We start from the raw sequence: 16,250 nt of genomic DNA on the forward strand, positions 1-16,250 counted from the left end.
CCCTTTCGGGATGATTATATCATTTCATGCTTTTATTACAAGAAAATAAACCTGTACGGGACGTTTTTATCCCGTATACTCCTAAAGCCTTATCCGAAGAACAAAGAAGAGTGCATATTTTGCGTATACTTCATGCAGAAAAAATTCAGTAGTTAACTGTATCTAAATTGAATCCGGCTGTGTTTAATAGTTCAACAAGTTTTGGGAGAGTCTCTTTTACGTGTTCATTAAAAGGAATGTAATTAATCCCTTCATAATCTGAAGGCATTTCAACATCTCGTTGTTTTAAAATAGCAATATTTCTGCAAGAAATTTTAGGAAATAACATACCCATTCTAAAAATAACATTTTGATTAGCGCGCGGTTTTGCGTCTTTTTTATCAGCAGATTTTGCATAGCCAATCTCATCGGGAGTAAGTAGCACAATACCAAATTTTGGAGAATTAGTTTGCATACTAATTTCTTGTTTAAAATCCTCAATAGTAGTTAAATCATCACTACCAAATTTCAGAACGTATGGTTCCAATCCAAGCTTAAAAAGAATACGTTCAGTTTGTTCTAAAATAGTATAATTATTATATACAATAAAAATTTTTGGCATTTTTATATCCCCTATAAAATGTATGCATTTGTCCCAGAAGGCTTATTATTTTTTATCTCTTTCTTTTGAAGTATATGCCCCTAAAAGCTCTCCCTTCTAATCATGATTTCGGAGCCGCGTGAGAAGGACAAAACAAGCCGTTAGGTTCTTTGTCAAGGACGCCGTTAGGCGCCATGTAATGGTTTCCTTGACATCAAGAACCTAGGATTGTTAGTCCCCTCATTAAACGCGGATCTGATCTCATGATTTTGGTGAGCGTTCCAGAGAGTTTGAGAGGCGGATAGCCTCTCATTAAAAAAGGATAAAGGATCTAATAAAATAGTTGCTAAATAAAAATCTCTTATATATATCTTTTTTTGGAGGGAGAGGTTCTAAAAAGTTATCCCCGCTAGGATAAGTTGATCATTTTATCTCTTTCTCCTTTTTTAAAATCAAAAATTTTATCATTTTTGACCCCCTTTAAGTCTTTTAAAAATGAAAATTAATTGTACTAAAGATAAATAATTAAAACATTTATTTCGTATATAAATTATTATTTATGTAAATTAAAAAACTCAAATTACCTTATTTCAAAAATACTTTTTATGACATAACCAAATAGTTTTTGCCTATTGTCCGGATTCATTTTCCAAATTAACATAGGAAGACATCTCATTAAGAAAGGTTTTTCTGTGGAAGAAGAAGTGGCAAAAGTCTATACAAATGATAGTAAGCATGAAAAATATCAAGATAAACTAGAATATTTGTTCGATCAACAGCATAAATATATGCAAGACATTAATAACACACTAGTAGCTAAAAAATTGCATGATGTGCGAAGTGATCTGTACAATTATCTTTGTAATATTAGACAAAGTGGGGATATATTGTTACTCACTAGTAGTGAGCGCTCTTTAATAGAAAATGATTTTATCCAATACGGTAACAGTAAAGCTATGATCAAAAGTTTCAAAAATGCTTTGGCTTATATAAATGTCATTGAAAAGCATATAGCTCTTGTTGGTGATCCTGCACAATACCAATTTATAAATGAAACACATAGCTTACCCAAAAACCGAAAAGATGGATTGCCTTATGATGAAGGACGTAAAGCAATGGTATGGCATTATAAATGGCTAGAAGATACAGGATTATGCTTTTCAACCTCAATTGAATTATCAATCAACGAAGCACGAAAAGATAATATGAAAGTAATTCAAAAACTTTATGAACAAATGCAAGCAAAAGCCATTGGTGTAGATTTTTCATAATATTGGACAGGTAATTTCAAACTAACAATATCAGTATCGTATACTGAAAATATGCCATATTAGGATGCAATACGTTTTAATTTTTTATCTACTTTTTCCTTAAGCTCATAGTAACGAATGATAAAAAGACGCAGATCAATAGCCCTTGTTGAGCGAGTATATCGATCGTTATCATCTATATGTTGGCGACCAAAATATCCAAAATCCCATATTACAATCAACCCACAATCATACAAACTTGAAAGAAGTACACTAACACGTCCTGGACTACGAGTCATAAAACCAATATCTTGATTGCTTTTAAAAATAATAGGAACTCCACCTTTTTTAAAGGCTTTATCAGGCGTTATTTCTAATAAGGTAGAAAGAACAGAAGATTCTGCTTCACTAATTAAATCAATATGAGATAATCGATAAGCCAGCTTGCTTAATTTATCGCGGCTTACTGGTTTATATTCAACGTTCTCTGCTATTTTCTGATATTCTAGATGTTGTGCAGTGAAGCGCCGCCCTGTTGTTTTCTTTGTTTTATCCATTTATTTTTTCACTTTAATAAGATTTTTTATGCAAATTTTGACATTGTTAGATTATTTAACATTTTATTGAGTTCAAACTCAAACAAAGAGCTTTTTTCTTCGTTTAGCTTTATTTTCTGATTTTTTTCTAAGTTTAAACTATTTATTTCTTCTTGATCAGCTTGTTTCAATAAAGCGAATAAAGAACGCTCTAGATATAATTCTCCCTTTTTTTCTTTATCAATCATGCCGCGGAGATATCCTCCTGGTGATTTTACGAGTCCTCTAGCATATTTTTCAAAAATGATAGCAATTGCCAGAGCTGTTTTTTTAAGTCCCATGATTTTTGTAGCTTGTTCAGCGGCATGTTCTGAAACTTTAATCATTCTGTACATAGGATACATAGAATGTATCAAATCGCTTTCTGTTTGGAAACTACATTCAGAAAACAAGACGGCATTTGGTAAAGCCTTTTCTAGTATCTCCGGCTTAATTTGAGGCAATGTACTACCTTTTGAAGGAAGTGATGTTTCGGCTTTGCCGTTCTCTATATTTTCATAAGCCATTTTATCGTGACCGGAGGTCACATTAACGATTTGAGTGTGTTCAGATAACTCTGAACACTCATTTTTGTTACAATTACAATTATAGTTAGGGGTTGTATGTTCTATATGTATATTGCCAGCAAGATCCGTGTATCTTGTTTTTGATGTTTTTTGCCCAAAAAAACGTTGTAAAATCCCCTCAAAAAGACGAATTGCTTTGTATAATTTTTCAAGCGACGCTTTAGCCGGACGACCAATAATATAGAGAATTTTTTGCATTCTAGAAAAAAGCAATGAGATAAACGGTGTTTCTTCCATTTCTGTATAACAGGTTTTAATTTGACGCACCAATCCTCTAAAATAATGCAAAGCTTCTTCTTGCTTCTCACGAATCTCCAAAGCTTTGCCTGCTTTTTGCTTAAGTTCATGATATCGCGCAACAAGAATACGTAAATCAATACCGCAAGCTGTTACGATATCATCGCTATGGTTACGTATAGGATAGCGTTTAAAGTTACCAGAGTCGCGCATAACAATAAGACCACAGTCATAAAGGCATGAAAGTAAAAAACTAACGCGCGATTCACTCCGTTTAATGTCATAACTAAGTTGTCGATTGCTTTTGAAAACAATAGGAACCCCGCCTTTTTCAAATGAATCTTTTGGAGCTGTCCTTAACAAATTCAAAAGAAGTTTAGCTTCACTCTCTTTAATGAAATCAGTCTGTTCCAGTTGATTAACCAATCCAATCAATTGACCACGGCTTACAGAACCAATCTCAGCAGTTTCTGCTAATTTTCTAAATTCTATATGATGTGCATTTATCTTTCTTCCAGATGTTTTTTTAACCATAATTTTTAAAACCTCTCTATTGGAGGCAAAAAAAATGTTAAAAATACCCTTTTTCCACAAAATTTCTCTTGCAGAATGCATCTCGATAAATTAAATTAGAAATTACTTTGTTAATTTAATCTACCGTATAGTAAGTACGTACGGGTATTTTTAGAAACCCTTCTGTTAACGCAGTTGGGTTTTTATTTTTTTGCCATTATATTTCCCTCTATTTGAAACGACTCCTAGCTTGAAAAAAGCGTGTCAAGGTCAAAGCTATATTAAAAAGAAAAGATTTTCAATATGGTAAAGCTTTCAAACAACTGTTTTTCATGGCAATACAACCAATACAACCTACAACAACAGCAAAGCGAAATGACATATAACCAAGAAAAACGCGCTCTTATATAGCGCTGTATAAAACAACCTATACGAGTAAATGAATTTTAAACACAATAATTTTTCTTTGCAAGAATTGTCCACCAAGGACTGTGTGTATGATGATTAACTTTTTTCTGATAAAGCTCGTAGTGGAATATTGCCTTGATTTTTTAGTAGCGCTTGAGAGAACGTTTTATCGATAATAGTCAATGGGAATATAACTTCCGTGATCTCAAAGTATCCCAAAATAATAATATAAATTAAGACAATATATTTATTGTCGCTGCTCTAAGAGATTTTAAAAGTATCATTTTGAATATTATTCAAAATTTCTTCATTAATTAAGAAAAGATTAAATATTTGTAATTTTATAGTAGAAAAAATTATTTTTTCACTTTATAGGATAGATTAATATTTTAACTATTAATTTAATTTTCAACTTTAAAATAGCGAGGGGGTTTTTCATGGAAAACATGAATAATTCATTCAGTTGTGAACACATCTTACCAAAAACTACTCTACCCAACACACAAAAGAAATGGCTAACAGCAGCATTGATGCTGTTTATTGCCTTCATCGCACTGAGTGAGCCAGCATTTGCTGCAGGCGGCTTCGGAAAAATTGAAAGTGCTCTTCAAAAAATAATTGAAGCTTTAACAGGAAACATTGCAAGATCGATAGCAACGATTGCAATTGCCGGTATTGGGATTGCATGGATTGCTGGTTATGTTGAAATGCGTAAAGCTTTCTTTGTTTGTATTGGCATCGGCATTATCTTTGGTGCACCACAAATCGCATCAATGTTTTACAGTTAAACGTTGTCTTTCAAAGCCATGAAAGAGCACGACAAGCTAACAGAAGATACGTTATTTCTTGCTTGCACGCGCCCTGCAATGATTGCAGGCGTGACGGTGGAAGCTATGGGATTAAATGCAATAGGAACGATGATATTGTTCATTATGGCAGGCAATATTTTTCTTGTAACTATTGGGATTGCAATGCATTTCATATTCAAGGAAATCCTAAAGCATGACCATAACAAATTTCGTATTCTTCTGACATGGCAAAAGACATCTATCTTTGCCAGAAATTCGAGTCTATGGGGTGGGGGAAGTATTTCTCCATTGCGATTAATTCGTAATTATGAGGAATTATAATGAATGCTGCTCAATGCAAACGTGAAAAGCAGCCAGAGGCGATTATCCCTTATGTGCGTCATGTTAATAAACACATCATTGCGCTAGATTCCCGCGCTCTCATGTCCGTTATTAAACTTGAAGGCATTAACTTTGAGACAGCGGATATTATTGATCTGAATGTTCTTCACGAACAGCTCAACAATCTGTTTAAAAACATTGCGGATGAACGGATAGCGCTTTATAGCCATATCATCAGAAAGCGTGAAACCGTTTATCCGGATGGGACTTTTAGATCGGCATTTGCCAAGCAATTAGATGATAAATATCGTGAACGGATGGTTTCACAGGAGCTTTATCGCAATGAGCTTTATCTTTCAATTTTGTGGAATCCACACGTTGATAAGACGGACAAATTAGTGGAGTTTTTCAAACGTTTAGGCAAAGCCAAGCAAGAAAAGACAGAAGTTGATGCAGAGTCCGTTCGCAAGCTTGAAGATATTACAACAGATCTTATTCAAAATTTAGAGCGCTATGGTGCAAAAAGACTGAGCCTTTATGAACATGAAGGCAATATTTATTCGCAGCAAAGTGAGTTTATTCACCAATTGGTAGGAGGTCGTCGTGAACGCATACCGTTGACATGGGGGACGATAGCGTCGACTGTTTATTCAGACCGTCTCATTTTTGGGAAAGAGATCATAGAAATACGCACCGAGGCGGGACAGCGTTTTGCGGGCATGTTTGGTTGGAAAGAATATCCAGCAAAAACCAGGGTAGGCATGGCAGATGGTTTGCTCACCCTTCCCTTTGAATTTATTTTCACCCAATCTTTTGTTTTCAAGAGCAAAAACATTGCCAAGCAGATTATGGGGCGCAAACAAAACCAAATGGTCAATGCAGGAGACCGTGCGGGCTCACAAATTATGGAACTTGATGATGCGCTTGATGATCTTGAATCCAATCGTTTTGTTTTAGGCGAGCATCATTTATCATTGGCAGTTTTTGCTGATACACCACAAGAGCTTGCGGATAATCTTGCCAAAGCGCGTTCTCATCTTACAAATGGTGGGGCTGTCATTGCGCGGGAAGATTTAGGGTTAGCAGCGGCTTGGTGGGCACAATTGCCTGGTAATTATGCTTATCGCACCCGCTCTGGGGCGATAACCAGCCGCAATTATGCAGCGCTTTCTCCATTTCATTCTTTTCCGGTTGGGAAAATAGATGGCAATGTGTGGGGACCAGCGGTAGCCTTGATGAAAACCTCTGCTGGTTCACCATTTTATTTTAACTTTCACTTTGGTGATTTAGGCAATACGTTTGTTTGTGGTCCCTCTGGTTCTGGGAAAACGGTTATTGTCAATTTTCTTTTAGCACAACTTCAAAAGCATGATCCCAATATGGTCTTTTTTGACAAAGATCGGGGTGCAGAACTTTTTGTCAGAGCGGGTGGCGGCACTTATATGCCTTTGAAAAATGGTAGACCAACAGGCATAGCCCCCTTGAAAGGCTTAGACTATAACAATCCAGCAGATAGAGTTTTTTTACGCCAATGGATTATAAAGCTTGTTTCTTCTGAAGATCAAAAGATCAGTGAATCAGAAAGACAAGACATCACGGCGGCAGTTGAGCAGCTTGCCTTGTTGCCCAAAGAACAACGGACGATCTCCGCCTTACAAATGTTTTTTGACACCACACACAGGGAGGGGATAGCGGGTCGTTTAGAAAGATGGTGTAAAGGCAATGCCTTAGGGTGGGTTTTTGACAATCCTGATGACGACATTGGCATTGATGCAAAATTTATTGGTTATGACATGACGGATTTTTTAGACAATAATGAAATTCGTCCCCCATTAATGATGTATCTTTTTCATAGAATTTTGTCTCTGATTGATGGGCGTCGTATTATCATTGTCATTGATGAGTTTTGGAAAGCCTTAGAGGACGATTCCTTTAAAGCCTTTGCGCAAGACAGGCTGAAGACCATTCGGAAACAAAATGGTTTGATGTTGTTTGCAACGCAATCCCCCAAAGATGCGATTAATTCGACCATTGCCCACACCATTATAGAGCAATGTCCAACACAGATTTATTTTCCCAATCAAAAGGGCAATCATGGGGATTATGTAGAAGGTTTTAAATTATCGGACAGAGAATTTAACCTGATACAATCAGAATTAAGCCGTGAGTCACGGCGTTTTCTCATCAAACAAGGGCAAAGTTCAGTTGTAGCAGAGCTGAATTTACGCGGCTTTGATGATGAAATAGCCATTTTAAGTGGCACCACCAAGAATATTGAACTCCTAGAGACCATTATGGATGAAGTTGGACAATCTCCAGAAAAATGGCTTCCTATTTTTCAAGAAAGGTCAAAACAATGAAAAAACTTTTATTGGCAACAGCTCTTTGCGCAATTTCTTTTGGACCTCAAGCAAATGCATTTGGAGGAGGTCCTTTTGATTATAAAATACTGCTGGAAAATATAGAGCAAGCCAAAAAATTGAGAGAACAAGTTGCAAAAGCAGAACAGCAAGTTCAACAAGGCAAACAACAGCTTGAAAAATTAAAAGATCAACTCGATCAAGCAAAACAATTATATAGTTCCTTAAATGGAAAACCTGATTTGTCGGCTCTTCAAGAATTGCTCAACGGACAAGGGAATAATGCTGCTCTCCCCTCTGATTTTAATCATTTAGAACAATCAATAGATGGCACCGGTGGTGGTAGCGGAAACACTGAAAAATGGAAAGAAAAACTTTTATATAAAGAACCATCGGGTGGTAGTGGATCAAAAGAAGCCGTTGATGCCTTTTACAAGCAAGAAGTGGAAAAATTGCACAATCGCAATGCAGGACAAGCAGCAACAGGGCAAGCTGTTTACGAAGATGCCGATAAAAAGAAAGAAGCCATTAGTAAGATTATTGAAAAACTCAAAAATGCTAAAACCGCTGCTGAAGTTCAAGATGCTCAAACACAATTAGCAGCTATACAAGCAATATTACAAGCAGAGGCTTTACAAACACAAGCCGCCTCTATGATTCAGCAAGCTCAACAGGAAGCTGAAATTATTCGTTCTAGAGAAGAATCTAGTAAAAGATATCAAGACTATGCAAGAAAAATCCGTGGTCATTAAAAATTAAAAAGAGGGAATTGAATATGAACAAGATCATCATAACAACATTGCTACTTTGCACAGGGCTGATCACGGCTGGTTGTGAAAAAACTTACAGCGTAGAAGAATTTAAAAAAAATGAAAGCTTAATAAGAGAGTTTCAATGGAAGTGTGGGGCTTCTGATAGTTCGAAAAATTGTCAAAATGTGCGACAAGCCGCTAAGGAACTTGATGAAGAACATTCTAAGAGAGCTTTAGAAAATTATAATAAAGCTCTAGAGAAAATAAATAAAAGACGAGAGGAACGAGAAGCAAAAGAGCGCGATAAAGCCATACAAAAAGAGAAAGAAGAAGCTGAAAGAAACGCTCAATAGCTGTCTTTATAAAAAATAAAAAGGATATTCAATGTCGTTAATAGATTACGTTCCTACGTACAGTGATATAGATGACCGTTTAATGAATACTCTTGGGAACTTAATGGATAAAACCATTAGCAATCTTTCTGGCTCTTTATCTTTTCCTCTTCAAGCGGCTTGTATAATCTATATTGCATTTATAGGTTACAACACTATGTATGGGCGTTCTTCTATGCCTTTATGGGATTTTATAGCGACAACAGCTAAACTTGCCATCGTTGTTACACTCACGACAAACGCTTCTCAATATAATGCTTGGATCAAAGACATATTTTTCACTGATCTGCCTGATGCCATTGCAAATGTCACCCAAGGAGCAAATTCAGATAAAAATGTCTGGGACAATATGATGATACATGCTTCTGCACATGTTTTTGATGCAGCAAATCAGTATACAGCATGGTATGATACGGGGAAGTATATTGTTAATTGGGTTGCTGGTTTACTCTGTTTATTGATTGCTGCTTTTTTTAGCACTATTGGCTTTATCGTTACAATGTTTGCTAAACTTGGTTCATTTCTTGTTCTATCGGTAGGACCACTTTTCATAAGCCTTTATATGTTTTCAACGACAAGACGTTTTACAGAAGCATGGTTAGGACAACTCGCAAACTTTATCATTTTGCAGATATTAGTCACTTTGCTTGGTAACGTATATGTAAGTCTTGCGATAGATATCCTTTCAGGTGACATTAAAGATATCATGTTTTCTGTAATTCAATTTTTTATTATTGGAATTGGTGGCATTTATCTTTTTATCCATTTACCCGGAATTGCCTCTGCTTTAGCTTCTGGAGGAGCATCTCTTACAGGTTCAACACACTTAGCTCACCATTCTAGTAGAGCAGCTGGGCGTGGTGCTCTTGCAGCCGCTCGTTCTAGTGTTAGCGGTCTAAGAGGTTTGGCATCAAAATTTAGAGGAGGTTAATACCACAAATGCGGGGTTTAAAAAAAATTGGGATTATATTGCCATTTCTTTTTCTTAGTGGCTGTATGTCTTCATCAAACACGCTGAAATCACTCCCAAAGTGTGATGGATATTCTAAACGTCCACTCAACAGATCAATGTGGAATTGGGAAGGGAAGAAGCCCACCACAAGATCTATTATCATAAGTGGCAATACACAATCATCCGTAAAAGAGAGCAAACTTGAAACGCTTCTGGCAAAAAAACTAACGAATGAAGAAATGAAGTCTTACAAAAATTGCGGGCAAAAAGCATGAAAGAAAACGCCGTAGAACAATACATTGCTGAAGCACGCTCATTCGATCAAGATCGCATACTCGCCTCACGCCGCACCACCCGCATCTCGCTTGCCATTGCTGGCATAGCCGTTGCTGTTGCAATAATGTCTTCTCTGGCGGTCATCACCCTCACGCCCCTTAAAACCGTGGAACCTTTTGTCATCCGTGTGGACAATTCAACCGGAATCACTGAAGTTGTAGAAGCCTTAAAAGAAGGTCCCACCAATGTCGACGAAGCAATCACGCGCTATTTTGCCGCAAAATATGTCCGCTTTCGTGAAGGTTTTGCCGTAGAAGAAGCGCAAAATAACTTCGAAACTGTCTCTCTCCTCTCCTCTCCTGAAGAACGAGAAAGATTTGCTGGATGGTACGGAGCAAAAAATCCCCAGAGCCCACAAATCATCTACAAAAATTCCATTGCAACAATCACTATAAAATCAATTTCCTTTATCAACGATAAAGTTGCACAAGTGCGTTACTACAGAACTGTGCGTAACAACGACAACAACAAAGAATTCATCACTCACTGGGTTGCAACACTTACCTTTGAATATACCAATGCCCCTATCTCTGTCCAAAACCGTTTGATAAATCCTCTAGGGTTTATTGTTAGTGAATATAGAACCGATCCGGAAGTGGTCAACTGATCATGACAAAAAAAATTCTTTTTCTCATTCTTAGGATTGCTGTTGCCTTTTCTTTGACGAATATAAGCTACGCAAGTGTTTTTCCCACCCGTGCGCCAAGCGATAGCCGCATTCGCTTTATCAATTATGATGCCTATAATGTCACAAAAATTATTGGTTCCATACGTTCATCGGTACAAATAGAATTTTCTCCCAATGAAGAAATTGCCCATGTTGCCATTGGCAACAGCGTTGCATGGGAAGTCGCCCCCGCTGGCAATATTCTTTTCCTCAAAGCAAGAGAAGTCCAACCCATTACCAATCTCCAAGTCGTCACCACAAAGCTTGATGGCTCAAAGCGCTCCTATCAATTTGAACTCATGATCAAAGATGGGGAAATTTCCTCTGGACAAGAAACATATTTCCTTGTGAAATTTCGCTACCCACAAGAAGAAGAAGCACAAAGAAGGCTCGCAGCCCTTATGCAACAAGAAAAAAAACAATCCCAACGGATTGATAATGTCTTCAACGCATATGAAACCTACGGACCACGCAATTGGGCTTACACCGCTCAAGGCTCTATTACGCTCGAACCCTCCTCCGTTTACGACAATGGCAAAACCACAACATTTACATTTCCAGACAACCAAGAAATCCCTGCCATTTACATCGTCAACAATGACGGTACAGAATCGCTGGTTCCCAAAACCACAAGAGGCAACATGGTTATTGTCCATGCCATTAGCGCGCGCTTCACCCTAAGAAAGGGAAGAAACGTCCTATGCGTCTTTAACGAAGCCTATCAACCAAAAGGCACAAATCCAAATACCGGAACAACCTCACCATCTGTTGAACGTAAAATTGCATCAGATCTTTAAATAAGCGGGAATTGAAGGGTACAACTTATGAGTGATAAACCAATCATCGAAGATCGAGGATCAATCGAGGGTGGCAGAAACAATACATCAAAATCGGATCCCAAAAAAATAATTATTATTATAGCTTTTGTAGGATTTTGCGCATATGTGCTTTGGAATATATTTTCAACAGCACCAACACCAAAAGACACGGCAAATATTCATAAAAAACAAGACTTTAATAACTCAGTTGCTCCCTTAGAATTAGTTTCCGCTGAATCACAAGCAAAAATTGCTCCAATTACACTACCATCACCAACGGATCCACCAGAAAAAACAGTTGAACATGATCCTTTACTTGATGCAGCACAACGTTCTCCCGTATTAGCTTTTACGAGCAATACCCCCCCTTCTTCAACTCAAATGCCGAGAAATAACTATAGTAATAATATAAATGAAACTCCCAATAATGATTCACAAAATTTTTCCTCACTTCTAAAGCCTACAAAAATAGAAGGTACAAGAGCTGGGCTCATGGGAAATAGAAACTTTATCATCGCCATGGGAACTTCTATTCCCTGTATATTAGAAACCGCATTAAACAGCGACCAACCAGGCTTTGCAAGCTGCATAATCAACCGCGATATCCTCTCTGACAATGGGCGTGTTGTTTTACTTGATAAGGGAACACAAGTTGTTGGTGAATACCGAGGAGGGCTTAAAAAGGGTCAATCTCGTCTCTTTGTGCTCTGGACAAGAGCAAAAACACCAACCGGTGTCATCATCAATCTTGCATCTCCCGCAACTGATAGTTTAGGTAGAGCTGGTTTTGACGGAAACGTCAACACCCATTGGTGGGAACGCTTCAGTTCAGCATTATTACTCACCGTTGTTGATAGCGTTACAACAAACCTAACCAATAAAAAGAAAGGCAATTCTAACTCAGGTGGTGGTTTCAACAGCTCTGAAGCAAGCAATATCGGAAAAGATACAGCCACCGTTGCCCTTGAAAATCAAATCAACATCCCGCCTACCCTAGAAAAATTTCAAGGCGAACTCGTCAACATCTTTGTAGCAAGAGATCTCGATTTTTCATCTGTCTATAAACTAGTAGTAACAAGCAAAAGGTATCACTCTACTCCCAGCTATTCCTTTTTTCATTAAGCCAATAAAGTCACATTATGCCATCAGCCAAAAATGCAGAACGAGCCTCTATCGTTTTAACAAAATTAAAAATCTTAGATGACTTCCTCAATAATGAGAATTTATTTGAAATTGTCATCAATCGCCCCGGCGAAGTAATCGTTGAGGGTCCAGATGGTTGGCAAACCCACATCTTAAAAGAACTAACCTACGGCGAACTAGAAGGAATTGCTAAAGTTGTTGCTGCCTATACAACTCAGAAAATCAGTGTAGAAACCCCCGTTCTCTCCGCAACACTACCAAACAACGAACGCATACAAATTGTTATGCCTCCAGCTGTTGCAGCCAATACCATTAGCATGACCATTCGTAAACCTTCATCACGCACTTTTTCTCTTGAAAGTTTACATGAAAACAATCTGTTTTCTGTCGCCAAAAACACTAGTTTTACACCCACACAACAAATGACTGAACGATTATCCGAACTCTCTGATACAGAAAAAGAACTAACAGATTTATTTCTGGCCAAAGATTTTTGCAACTTTTTAGAGAGATCCGTTATTACACAACAAAATATCTTAATATCGGGCAAAACCGGTTCAGGGAAAACAACCCTCTCCAAAGCTTTAATTGCAAAAATCCCTGGCTATGAACGAATTCTCACCATTGAAGACACACCAGAACTTGTCGTTCCGCACGCCAACAAAGTCCAACTCTTTTATTCAAAAGATAACCAAGGCTTAGCAAAAGCAGGTGCAAAAGAACTGCTTGAATCAGGCTTACGCATGCGCCCCGACAGAATCCTCCTACAAGAGCTGCGTGATGGTACAGCCTTTTACTATATCCGTAATGTCAACTCTGGTCACCCAGGCTCCATTACTACCGTCCACGCCTCAACAGCCCTTGCAGCCTTCGAACAAATGACCCTTTTAGTCAAAGAAAGTGACGGTGGTGGTAATTTAGCACGCGATGATATCCGCGGCTTATTAATCTCGATGATAGATGTCATCATCCAATGTAAACGCCTCGAAGGAAAATTTCGTGTAACAGAAATCTATTACGACCCCTTCAAACGCCGTGATGCTTTTTAAAAACTGTCGAAATGACTTAAATAACTCATTCATATCTTTCGCAAAGTATACATCTTATCCTTTTGCATTCTTTTCAAAAGTTTTAAGCGTTTTCGCATTAGAAATAGACATATCAAATGGTAATCCTCTTTCATCAACAACTTTAGCTAAGGAAATTCGTATGAAATCAGACACCGTAAGTCCTAAACTTGCTAATATTTCACCGGCTTCTTTTTTCAACTTCTTATCTATATTTGCTCGAACAACATCTTTTGAATCTACGGCTCCACTCATAGTAAATCTCCCTTAGTTATCTTCTTATGTATGGCTTAAATGAGTTATAATAACAAGTTTTTAATGTTCTAAATTTCTTTATCGCGTAACATCTTTTGACTTTGTTTGCGCTATCGCATTGATTTGCTCCTGTTGTCTCTGTTGCAAGAATTTAACTGCTGTTTGAAGCTCGTTCACAAGCTTTTTATCTTGCGGCTGATTTTGGGGTATTGCTTTTGACAAGTCAAAGTCTTGTTTATGAATGGCATCCTGTCCAAAACGCTTATCTAAAGCACTTTGTAGCTTTAAAAACTCTTGATTGATCTGCTCTGGTATCTTTGAATAACTATCACGACCAGCTTTAACATTTTTCATAAAAGTCACTGCTTCTTGTGAAAGTGACGGAACCTCTACTTTTAACTGTTCACGCTCCCGCGTAAAACTATCCATATGTATCTCATAAGAATTCTTATAAAAGGATTGAAGCTCTCTCATAATAGAAACAGCAATAGGAACATTGTAAAGCGCTTCTTTTCGTTCTTTTCCTGTAGATTTGAGTTTATCGATTAAACGATCTGATCCACGCAGCTCACCAGCTCTCTCTGGAGACTTAGCTAGAATATCAGGAAGTTTATCGCCTTTACCTGCTAAAATTGTTTGCTCAATCCTAAGCGCAGCCTCTTGCGGATCTTTATAAATAGATGCTAAACGACTGTTTAATCTTTTAAACATATCAACATAAGATTTTTTATTTCTAAGAGCGCTTAGCACCTTCTGTTCTAGATTAGAGTTATCCGTATAAGCAGCAAGGTATGGCTCTCGTTCTGTTGCTTTTGATGCAACATTCAACTCTCTTTGCGATTGTTCAACCTTGGGCTCTTGTTTTTCAAGTTTACTGAAAGCTGTCTTTGTATTCTCCAAAAGGGTCGTAATTTTCTCCTTTTGTTTTTGCGATAATTCTTTATTGGTCTCAATGTAAGAGGAGACTTTTTCTCCTAGACCTTGCAAAACGTCAACATTTTTATTTTTTGTAAATTCAGTAAGGTTCTTACGAATAAGCTCAGACAGTAATTCAGAAGTACCATAAAGTGCCTCAATTGATGCCTTTGTCATTTCCTCTCGCGTGATACAGTCCCAGTTGATATTATAACCAGCTTCACGAGCAAGTTGGCCAATAAATTCACGCTGAGTACGTCCATTTCCCTCTCGAAACGGATGCAACGCATTTATTTCACCCATGTAATATCCAGCTCTCTGGCTGAATTTATCCGCATCAAGACCACGCAGATATTGTTCTTTTGCAAGCTGCTGTGTAATCTTCGGTGCGTAGCTTTCAATCTGATGATGATAAGCAAATAAACACCCCCCTTTGGTAATATCTATTGAACGGATCTCTCCTGCCCATTCATAGACGTCACCAAATAGCTTCTTGTGAATGTCTTTCATATGATTGAGATCAAACTTACCCCTAATAGGAGTACGCTTAAGTTCAAGAGATCTTGCATAAGTGAGAGTAGACTCTACAGACTTTAGCGTAGCTTTATCTTTAATACCAAACCGATTATACATCACACCAGTTTCAGCATCAGTATAAGGATCAACGCCTCCTTTATACTTCTCCACGGTTTACCCGCTCTATATAATCTTCGATAATATCACTTATTTCAAGTTCACCTATAATATAACGCTCTACTTGAGCAACAACTTGTGAATCTGGTTCCAATCCCTCTAAACGTTGGCTTGCTAATGCATTTTTAGCATCAAAGCGACGTCGTTTAATCTCCTCTTCACTCAACATAAAATTCTCCTTTGTTGATATTTATTATAGCTTAAATAAGCTATAGAAGCAAGTTTTCATTCCTTACCTTACCGTATCACATCTTTTGATATTGCACGCGCTATCGCATTGATTTGCTCCTGTTGTCTCTGTTGCAAGAATTTAACTGCTGTTTGAAGCTCGTTCACAAGCTTTTTATCTTGCGGCTGATTTTGGGGTATTGCTTTTGACAAGTCAAAGTCTTGTTTATGAATGGCATCCTGTCCAAAACGCTTATCTAAAGCACTTTGTAGCTTTAAAAACTCTTGATTGATCTGCTCTGGTATCTTTGAATAACTATCACGACCAGCTTTAACATTTTTCATAAAAGTCACTGCTTCTTGTGAAAGTGACGGAACCTCTACTTTTAACTGTTCACGCTCCCGCGTAAAACTATCCATATGTATCTCATAAGAATTCTTATAAAAGGATT

The 16,250-nt window shown here is 37.5% G+C and carries 18 protein-coding genes and 1 pseudogene; 12 read left to right on the top strand and 7 right to left on the bottom strand.

All coding sequences use genetic code 11. The features are described 5' to 3' along the window. Nucleotides 1-145: 145 nt before the first annotated feature. Nucleotides 146-601 carry a nucleotide-binding protein gene (locus PVV57_RS07825; protein WP_273783785.1) on the bottom strand — a complete coding sequence of 152 codons (456 nt, stop codon included), beginning with the start codon at nt 599-601 and terminating at the stop codon, nt 146-148. 671 nt (nt 602-1,272) lie between these two features. Between PVV57_RS07825 and PVV57_RS07830 the strand changes: the two genes are divergently transcribed. Further along, nucleotides 1,273-1,851, top strand: coding sequence for a hypothetical protein (locus PVV57_RS07830; RefSeq protein ID WP_273783787.1), 579 nt, complete (start codon nt 1,273-1,275; stop codon nt 1,849-1,851). A 59-nt stretch (nt 1,852-1,910) separates the two neighbouring features. Here PVV57_RS07830 and PVV57_RS07835 read toward each other — a convergent pair whose 3' ends face one another. After that, on the bottom strand, nt 1,911-2,387 hold the full coding sequence (locus PVV57_RS07835) for a helix-turn-helix domain-containing protein (RefSeq protein ID WP_273783788.1): 477 nt from the start codon (nt 2,385-2,387) through the stop codon (nt 1,911-1,913). A gap of 26 nt (nt 2,388-2,413) precedes the next feature. Further along, a complete protein-coding gene (gene repC, locus PVV57_RS07840) occupies nt 2,414-3,763 on the bottom strand; it encodes a replication initiation protein RepC (RefSeq protein ID WP_273783789.1) in 1,350 nt (449 codons plus the stop codon). An 824-nt stretch (nt 3,764-4,587) separates the two neighbouring features. Here repC and PVV57_RS07845 point away from each other — a divergent pair. From PVV57_RS07845 to virB11, 11 genes are read left to right on the top strand one after another with little or no spacing between them, the layout of a single operon-like run. Further along, nucleotides 4,588-4,938 (top strand): TrbC/VirB2 family protein, encoded by a 351-nt coding sequence (locus PVV57_RS07845; RefSeq protein WP_012755107.1) that lies wholly within the window; start codon nt 4,588-4,590, stop codon nt 4,936-4,938. 18 nt (nt 4,939-4,956) lie between these two features. Next, the gene (locus PVV57_RS07850; protein WP_273724672.1) at nt 4,957-5,280 is read left to right on the top strand and encodes a type IV secretion system protein VirB3; all 324 of its coding nucleotides are present in this window, start codon (nt 4,957-4,959) and stop codon (nt 5,278-5,280) included. Beyond that, nucleotides 5,280-7,640 carry a VirB4 family type IV secretion/conjugal transfer ATPase gene (locus tag PVV57_RS07855; protein WP_273783791.1) on the top strand — a complete coding sequence of 787 codons (2,361 nt, stop codon included), beginning with the start codon at nt 5,280-5,282 and terminating at the stop codon, nt 7,638-7,640. Before PVV57_RS07850 ends, PVV57_RS07855 begins: the two co-directional genes overlap by 1 nt. Beyond that, nucleotides 7,637-8,392, top strand: coding sequence for a type IV secretion system protein (locus PVV57_RS07860; protein ID WP_273783792.1), 756 nt, complete (start codon nt 7,637-7,639; stop codon nt 8,390-8,392). The genes PVV57_RS07855 and PVV57_RS07860 overlap by 4 nt, the downstream gene beginning before the upstream one ends. 23 nt (nt 8,393-8,415) lie before the next feature. Next, entirely contained in the window at nt 8,416-8,745 is a 330-nt protein-coding gene (locus tag PVV57_RS07865) for an EexN family lipoprotein (protein ID WP_273783793.1), read from the top strand. Nucleotides 8,746-8,776: 31 nt separating this feature from the next. Next, nucleotides 8,777-9,715 (top strand): type IV secretion system protein, encoded by a 939-nt coding sequence (locus tag PVV57_RS07870; protein ID WP_273783794.1) that lies wholly within the window; start codon nt 8,777-8,779, stop codon nt 9,713-9,715. Between the two features lie 8 nt (nt 9,716-9,723). Continuing rightward, nucleotides 9,724-10,011, top strand: coding sequence for a type IV secretion protein VblB7 (locus PVV57_RS07875; RefSeq protein ID WP_273783795.1), 288 nt, complete (start codon nt 9,724-9,726; stop codon nt 10,009-10,011). Further along, nucleotides 10,008-10,679, top strand: a complete 672-nt coding sequence (locus PVV57_RS07880) for a virB8 family protein (RefSeq protein WP_273783796.1) — start codon at nt 10,008-10,010, stop codon at nt 10,677-10,679. The genes PVV57_RS07875 and PVV57_RS07880 overlap by 4 nt, the downstream gene beginning before the upstream one ends. A 2-nt stretch (nt 10,680-10,681) precedes the next feature. Further along, nucleotides 10,682-11,536, top strand: coding sequence for a P-type conjugative transfer protein VirB9 (gene virB9, locus PVV57_RS07885; RefSeq protein ID WP_273783797.1), 855 nt, complete (start codon nt 10,682-10,684; stop codon nt 11,534-11,536). Nucleotides 11,537-11,563: 27 nt separating this feature from the next. Next, a complete protein-coding gene (gene virB10 / locus PVV57_RS07890; protein ID WP_273783798.1) occupies nt 11,564-12,679 on the top strand; it encodes a type IV secretion system protein VirB10 in 1,116 nt (371 codons plus the stop codon). Nucleotides 12,680-12,696: 17 nt separating this feature from the next. After that, a complete protein-coding gene (gene virB11, locus PVV57_RS07895) occupies nt 12,697-13,749 on the top strand; it encodes a P-type DNA transfer ATPase VirB11 (RefSeq protein WP_273783800.1) in 1,053 nt (350 codons plus the stop codon). A 54-nt stretch (nt 13,750-13,803) separates the two neighbouring features. Here the strand turns inward: virB11 and PVV57_RS07900 are convergent, their stop codons facing one another. The 4 genes and pseudogenes from PVV57_RS07900 to PVV57_RS07915 form a co-directional block, all read right to left on the bottom strand. Beyond that, nucleotides 13,804-14,022, bottom strand: a complete 219-nt coding sequence (locus tag PVV57_RS07900; RefSeq protein ID WP_273783802.1) for a type II toxin-antitoxin system RelB/DinJ family antitoxin — start codon at nt 14,020-14,022, stop codon at nt 13,804-13,806. A 78-nt stretch (nt 14,023-14,100) separates the two neighbouring features. Then, the gene (vbhT, locus tag PVV57_RS07905) at nt 14,101-15,624 is read right to left on the bottom strand and encodes a type II toxin-antitoxin system protein adenylyltransferase VbhT (RefSeq protein ID WP_273783804.1); all 1,524 of its coding nucleotides are present in this window, start codon (nt 15,622-15,624) and stop codon (nt 14,101-14,103) included. Beyond that, a complete protein-coding gene (locus tag PVV57_RS07910; protein ID WP_273783805.1) occupies nt 15,611-15,799 on the bottom strand; it encodes an antitoxin VbhA family protein in 189 nt (62 codons plus the stop codon). The genes vbhT and PVV57_RS07910 overlap by 14 nt, the downstream gene beginning before the upstream one ends. Nucleotides 15,800-15,867: 68 nt before the next feature. Further along, nucleotides 15,868-16,250, bottom strand: a pseudogene (locus PVV57_RS07915) (Ti-type conjugative transfer relaxase TraA); the annotation flags it as partial.

The organism is Bartonella sp. AU15XJBT (assembly GCF_028618615.1).
Taxonomy (GTDB): Bacteria; Pseudomonadota; Alphaproteobacteria; order Rhizobiales; family Rhizobiaceae; genus Bartonella.

Bases quoted from the DNA above. Each gene is read 5' to 3' on its own strand.
- PVV57_RS07825 (WP_273783785.1), bottom strand. From the start codon at position 601: ATGCCAAAAATTTTTATTGTATATAATAATTATACTATTTTAGAACAA.
- PVV57_RS07835 (WP_273783788.1), bottom strand. From the start codon at position 2,387: ATGGATAAAACAAAGAAAACAACAGGGCGGCGCTTCACTGCACAACAT.
- repC (WP_273783789.1), bottom strand. From the start codon at position 3,763: ATGGTTAAAAAAACATCTGGAAGAAAGATAAATGCACATCATATAGAA.
- PVV57_RS07845 (WP_012755107.1), top strand. From the start codon at position 4,588: ATGGAAAACATGAATAATTCATTCAGTTGTGAACACATCTTACCAAAA.
- PVV57_RS07850 (WP_273724672.1), top strand. From the start codon at position 4,957: ATGAAAGAGCACGACAAGCTAACAGAAGATACGTTATTTCTTGCTTGC.
- PVV57_RS07855 (WP_273783791.1), top strand. From the start codon at position 5,280: ATGAATGCTGCTCAATGCAAACGTGAAAAGCAGCCAGAGGCGATTATC.
- PVV57_RS07860 (WP_273783792.1), top strand. From the start codon at position 7,637: ATGAAAAAACTTTTATTGGCAACAGCTCTTTGCGCAATTTCTTTTGGA.
- PVV57_RS07865 (WP_273783793.1), top strand. From the start codon at position 8,416: ATGAACAAGATCATCATAACAACATTGCTACTTTGCACAGGGCTGATC.
- PVV57_RS07870 (WP_273783794.1), top strand. From the start codon at position 8,777: ATGTCGTTAATAGATTACGTTCCTACGTACAGTGATATAGATGACCGT.
- PVV57_RS07875 (WP_273783795.1), top strand. From the start codon at position 9,724: ATGCGGGGTTTAAAAAAAATTGGGATTATATTGCCATTTCTTTTTCTT.
- PVV57_RS07880 (WP_273783796.1), top strand. From the start codon at position 10,008: ATGAAAGAAAACGCCGTAGAACAATACATTGCTGAAGCACGCTCATTC.
- virB9 (WP_273783797.1), top strand. From the start codon at position 10,682: ATGACAAAAAAAATTCTTTTTCTCATTCTTAGGATTGCTGTTGCCTTT.
- virB10 (WP_273783798.1), top strand. From the start codon at position 11,564: ATGAGTGATAAACCAATCATCGAAGATCGAGGATCAATCGAGGGTGGC.
- virB11 (WP_273783800.1), top strand. From the start codon at position 12,697: ATGCCATCAGCCAAAAATGCAGAACGAGCCTCTATCGTTTTAACAAAA.
- PVV57_RS07900 (WP_273783802.1), bottom strand. From the start codon at position 14,022: ATGAGTGGAGCCGTAGATTCAAAAGATGTTGTTCGAGCAAATATAGAT.
- PVV57_RS07910 (WP_273783805.1), bottom strand. From the start codon at position 15,799: ATGTTGAGTGAAGAGGAGATTAAACGACGTCGCTTTGATGCTAAAAAT.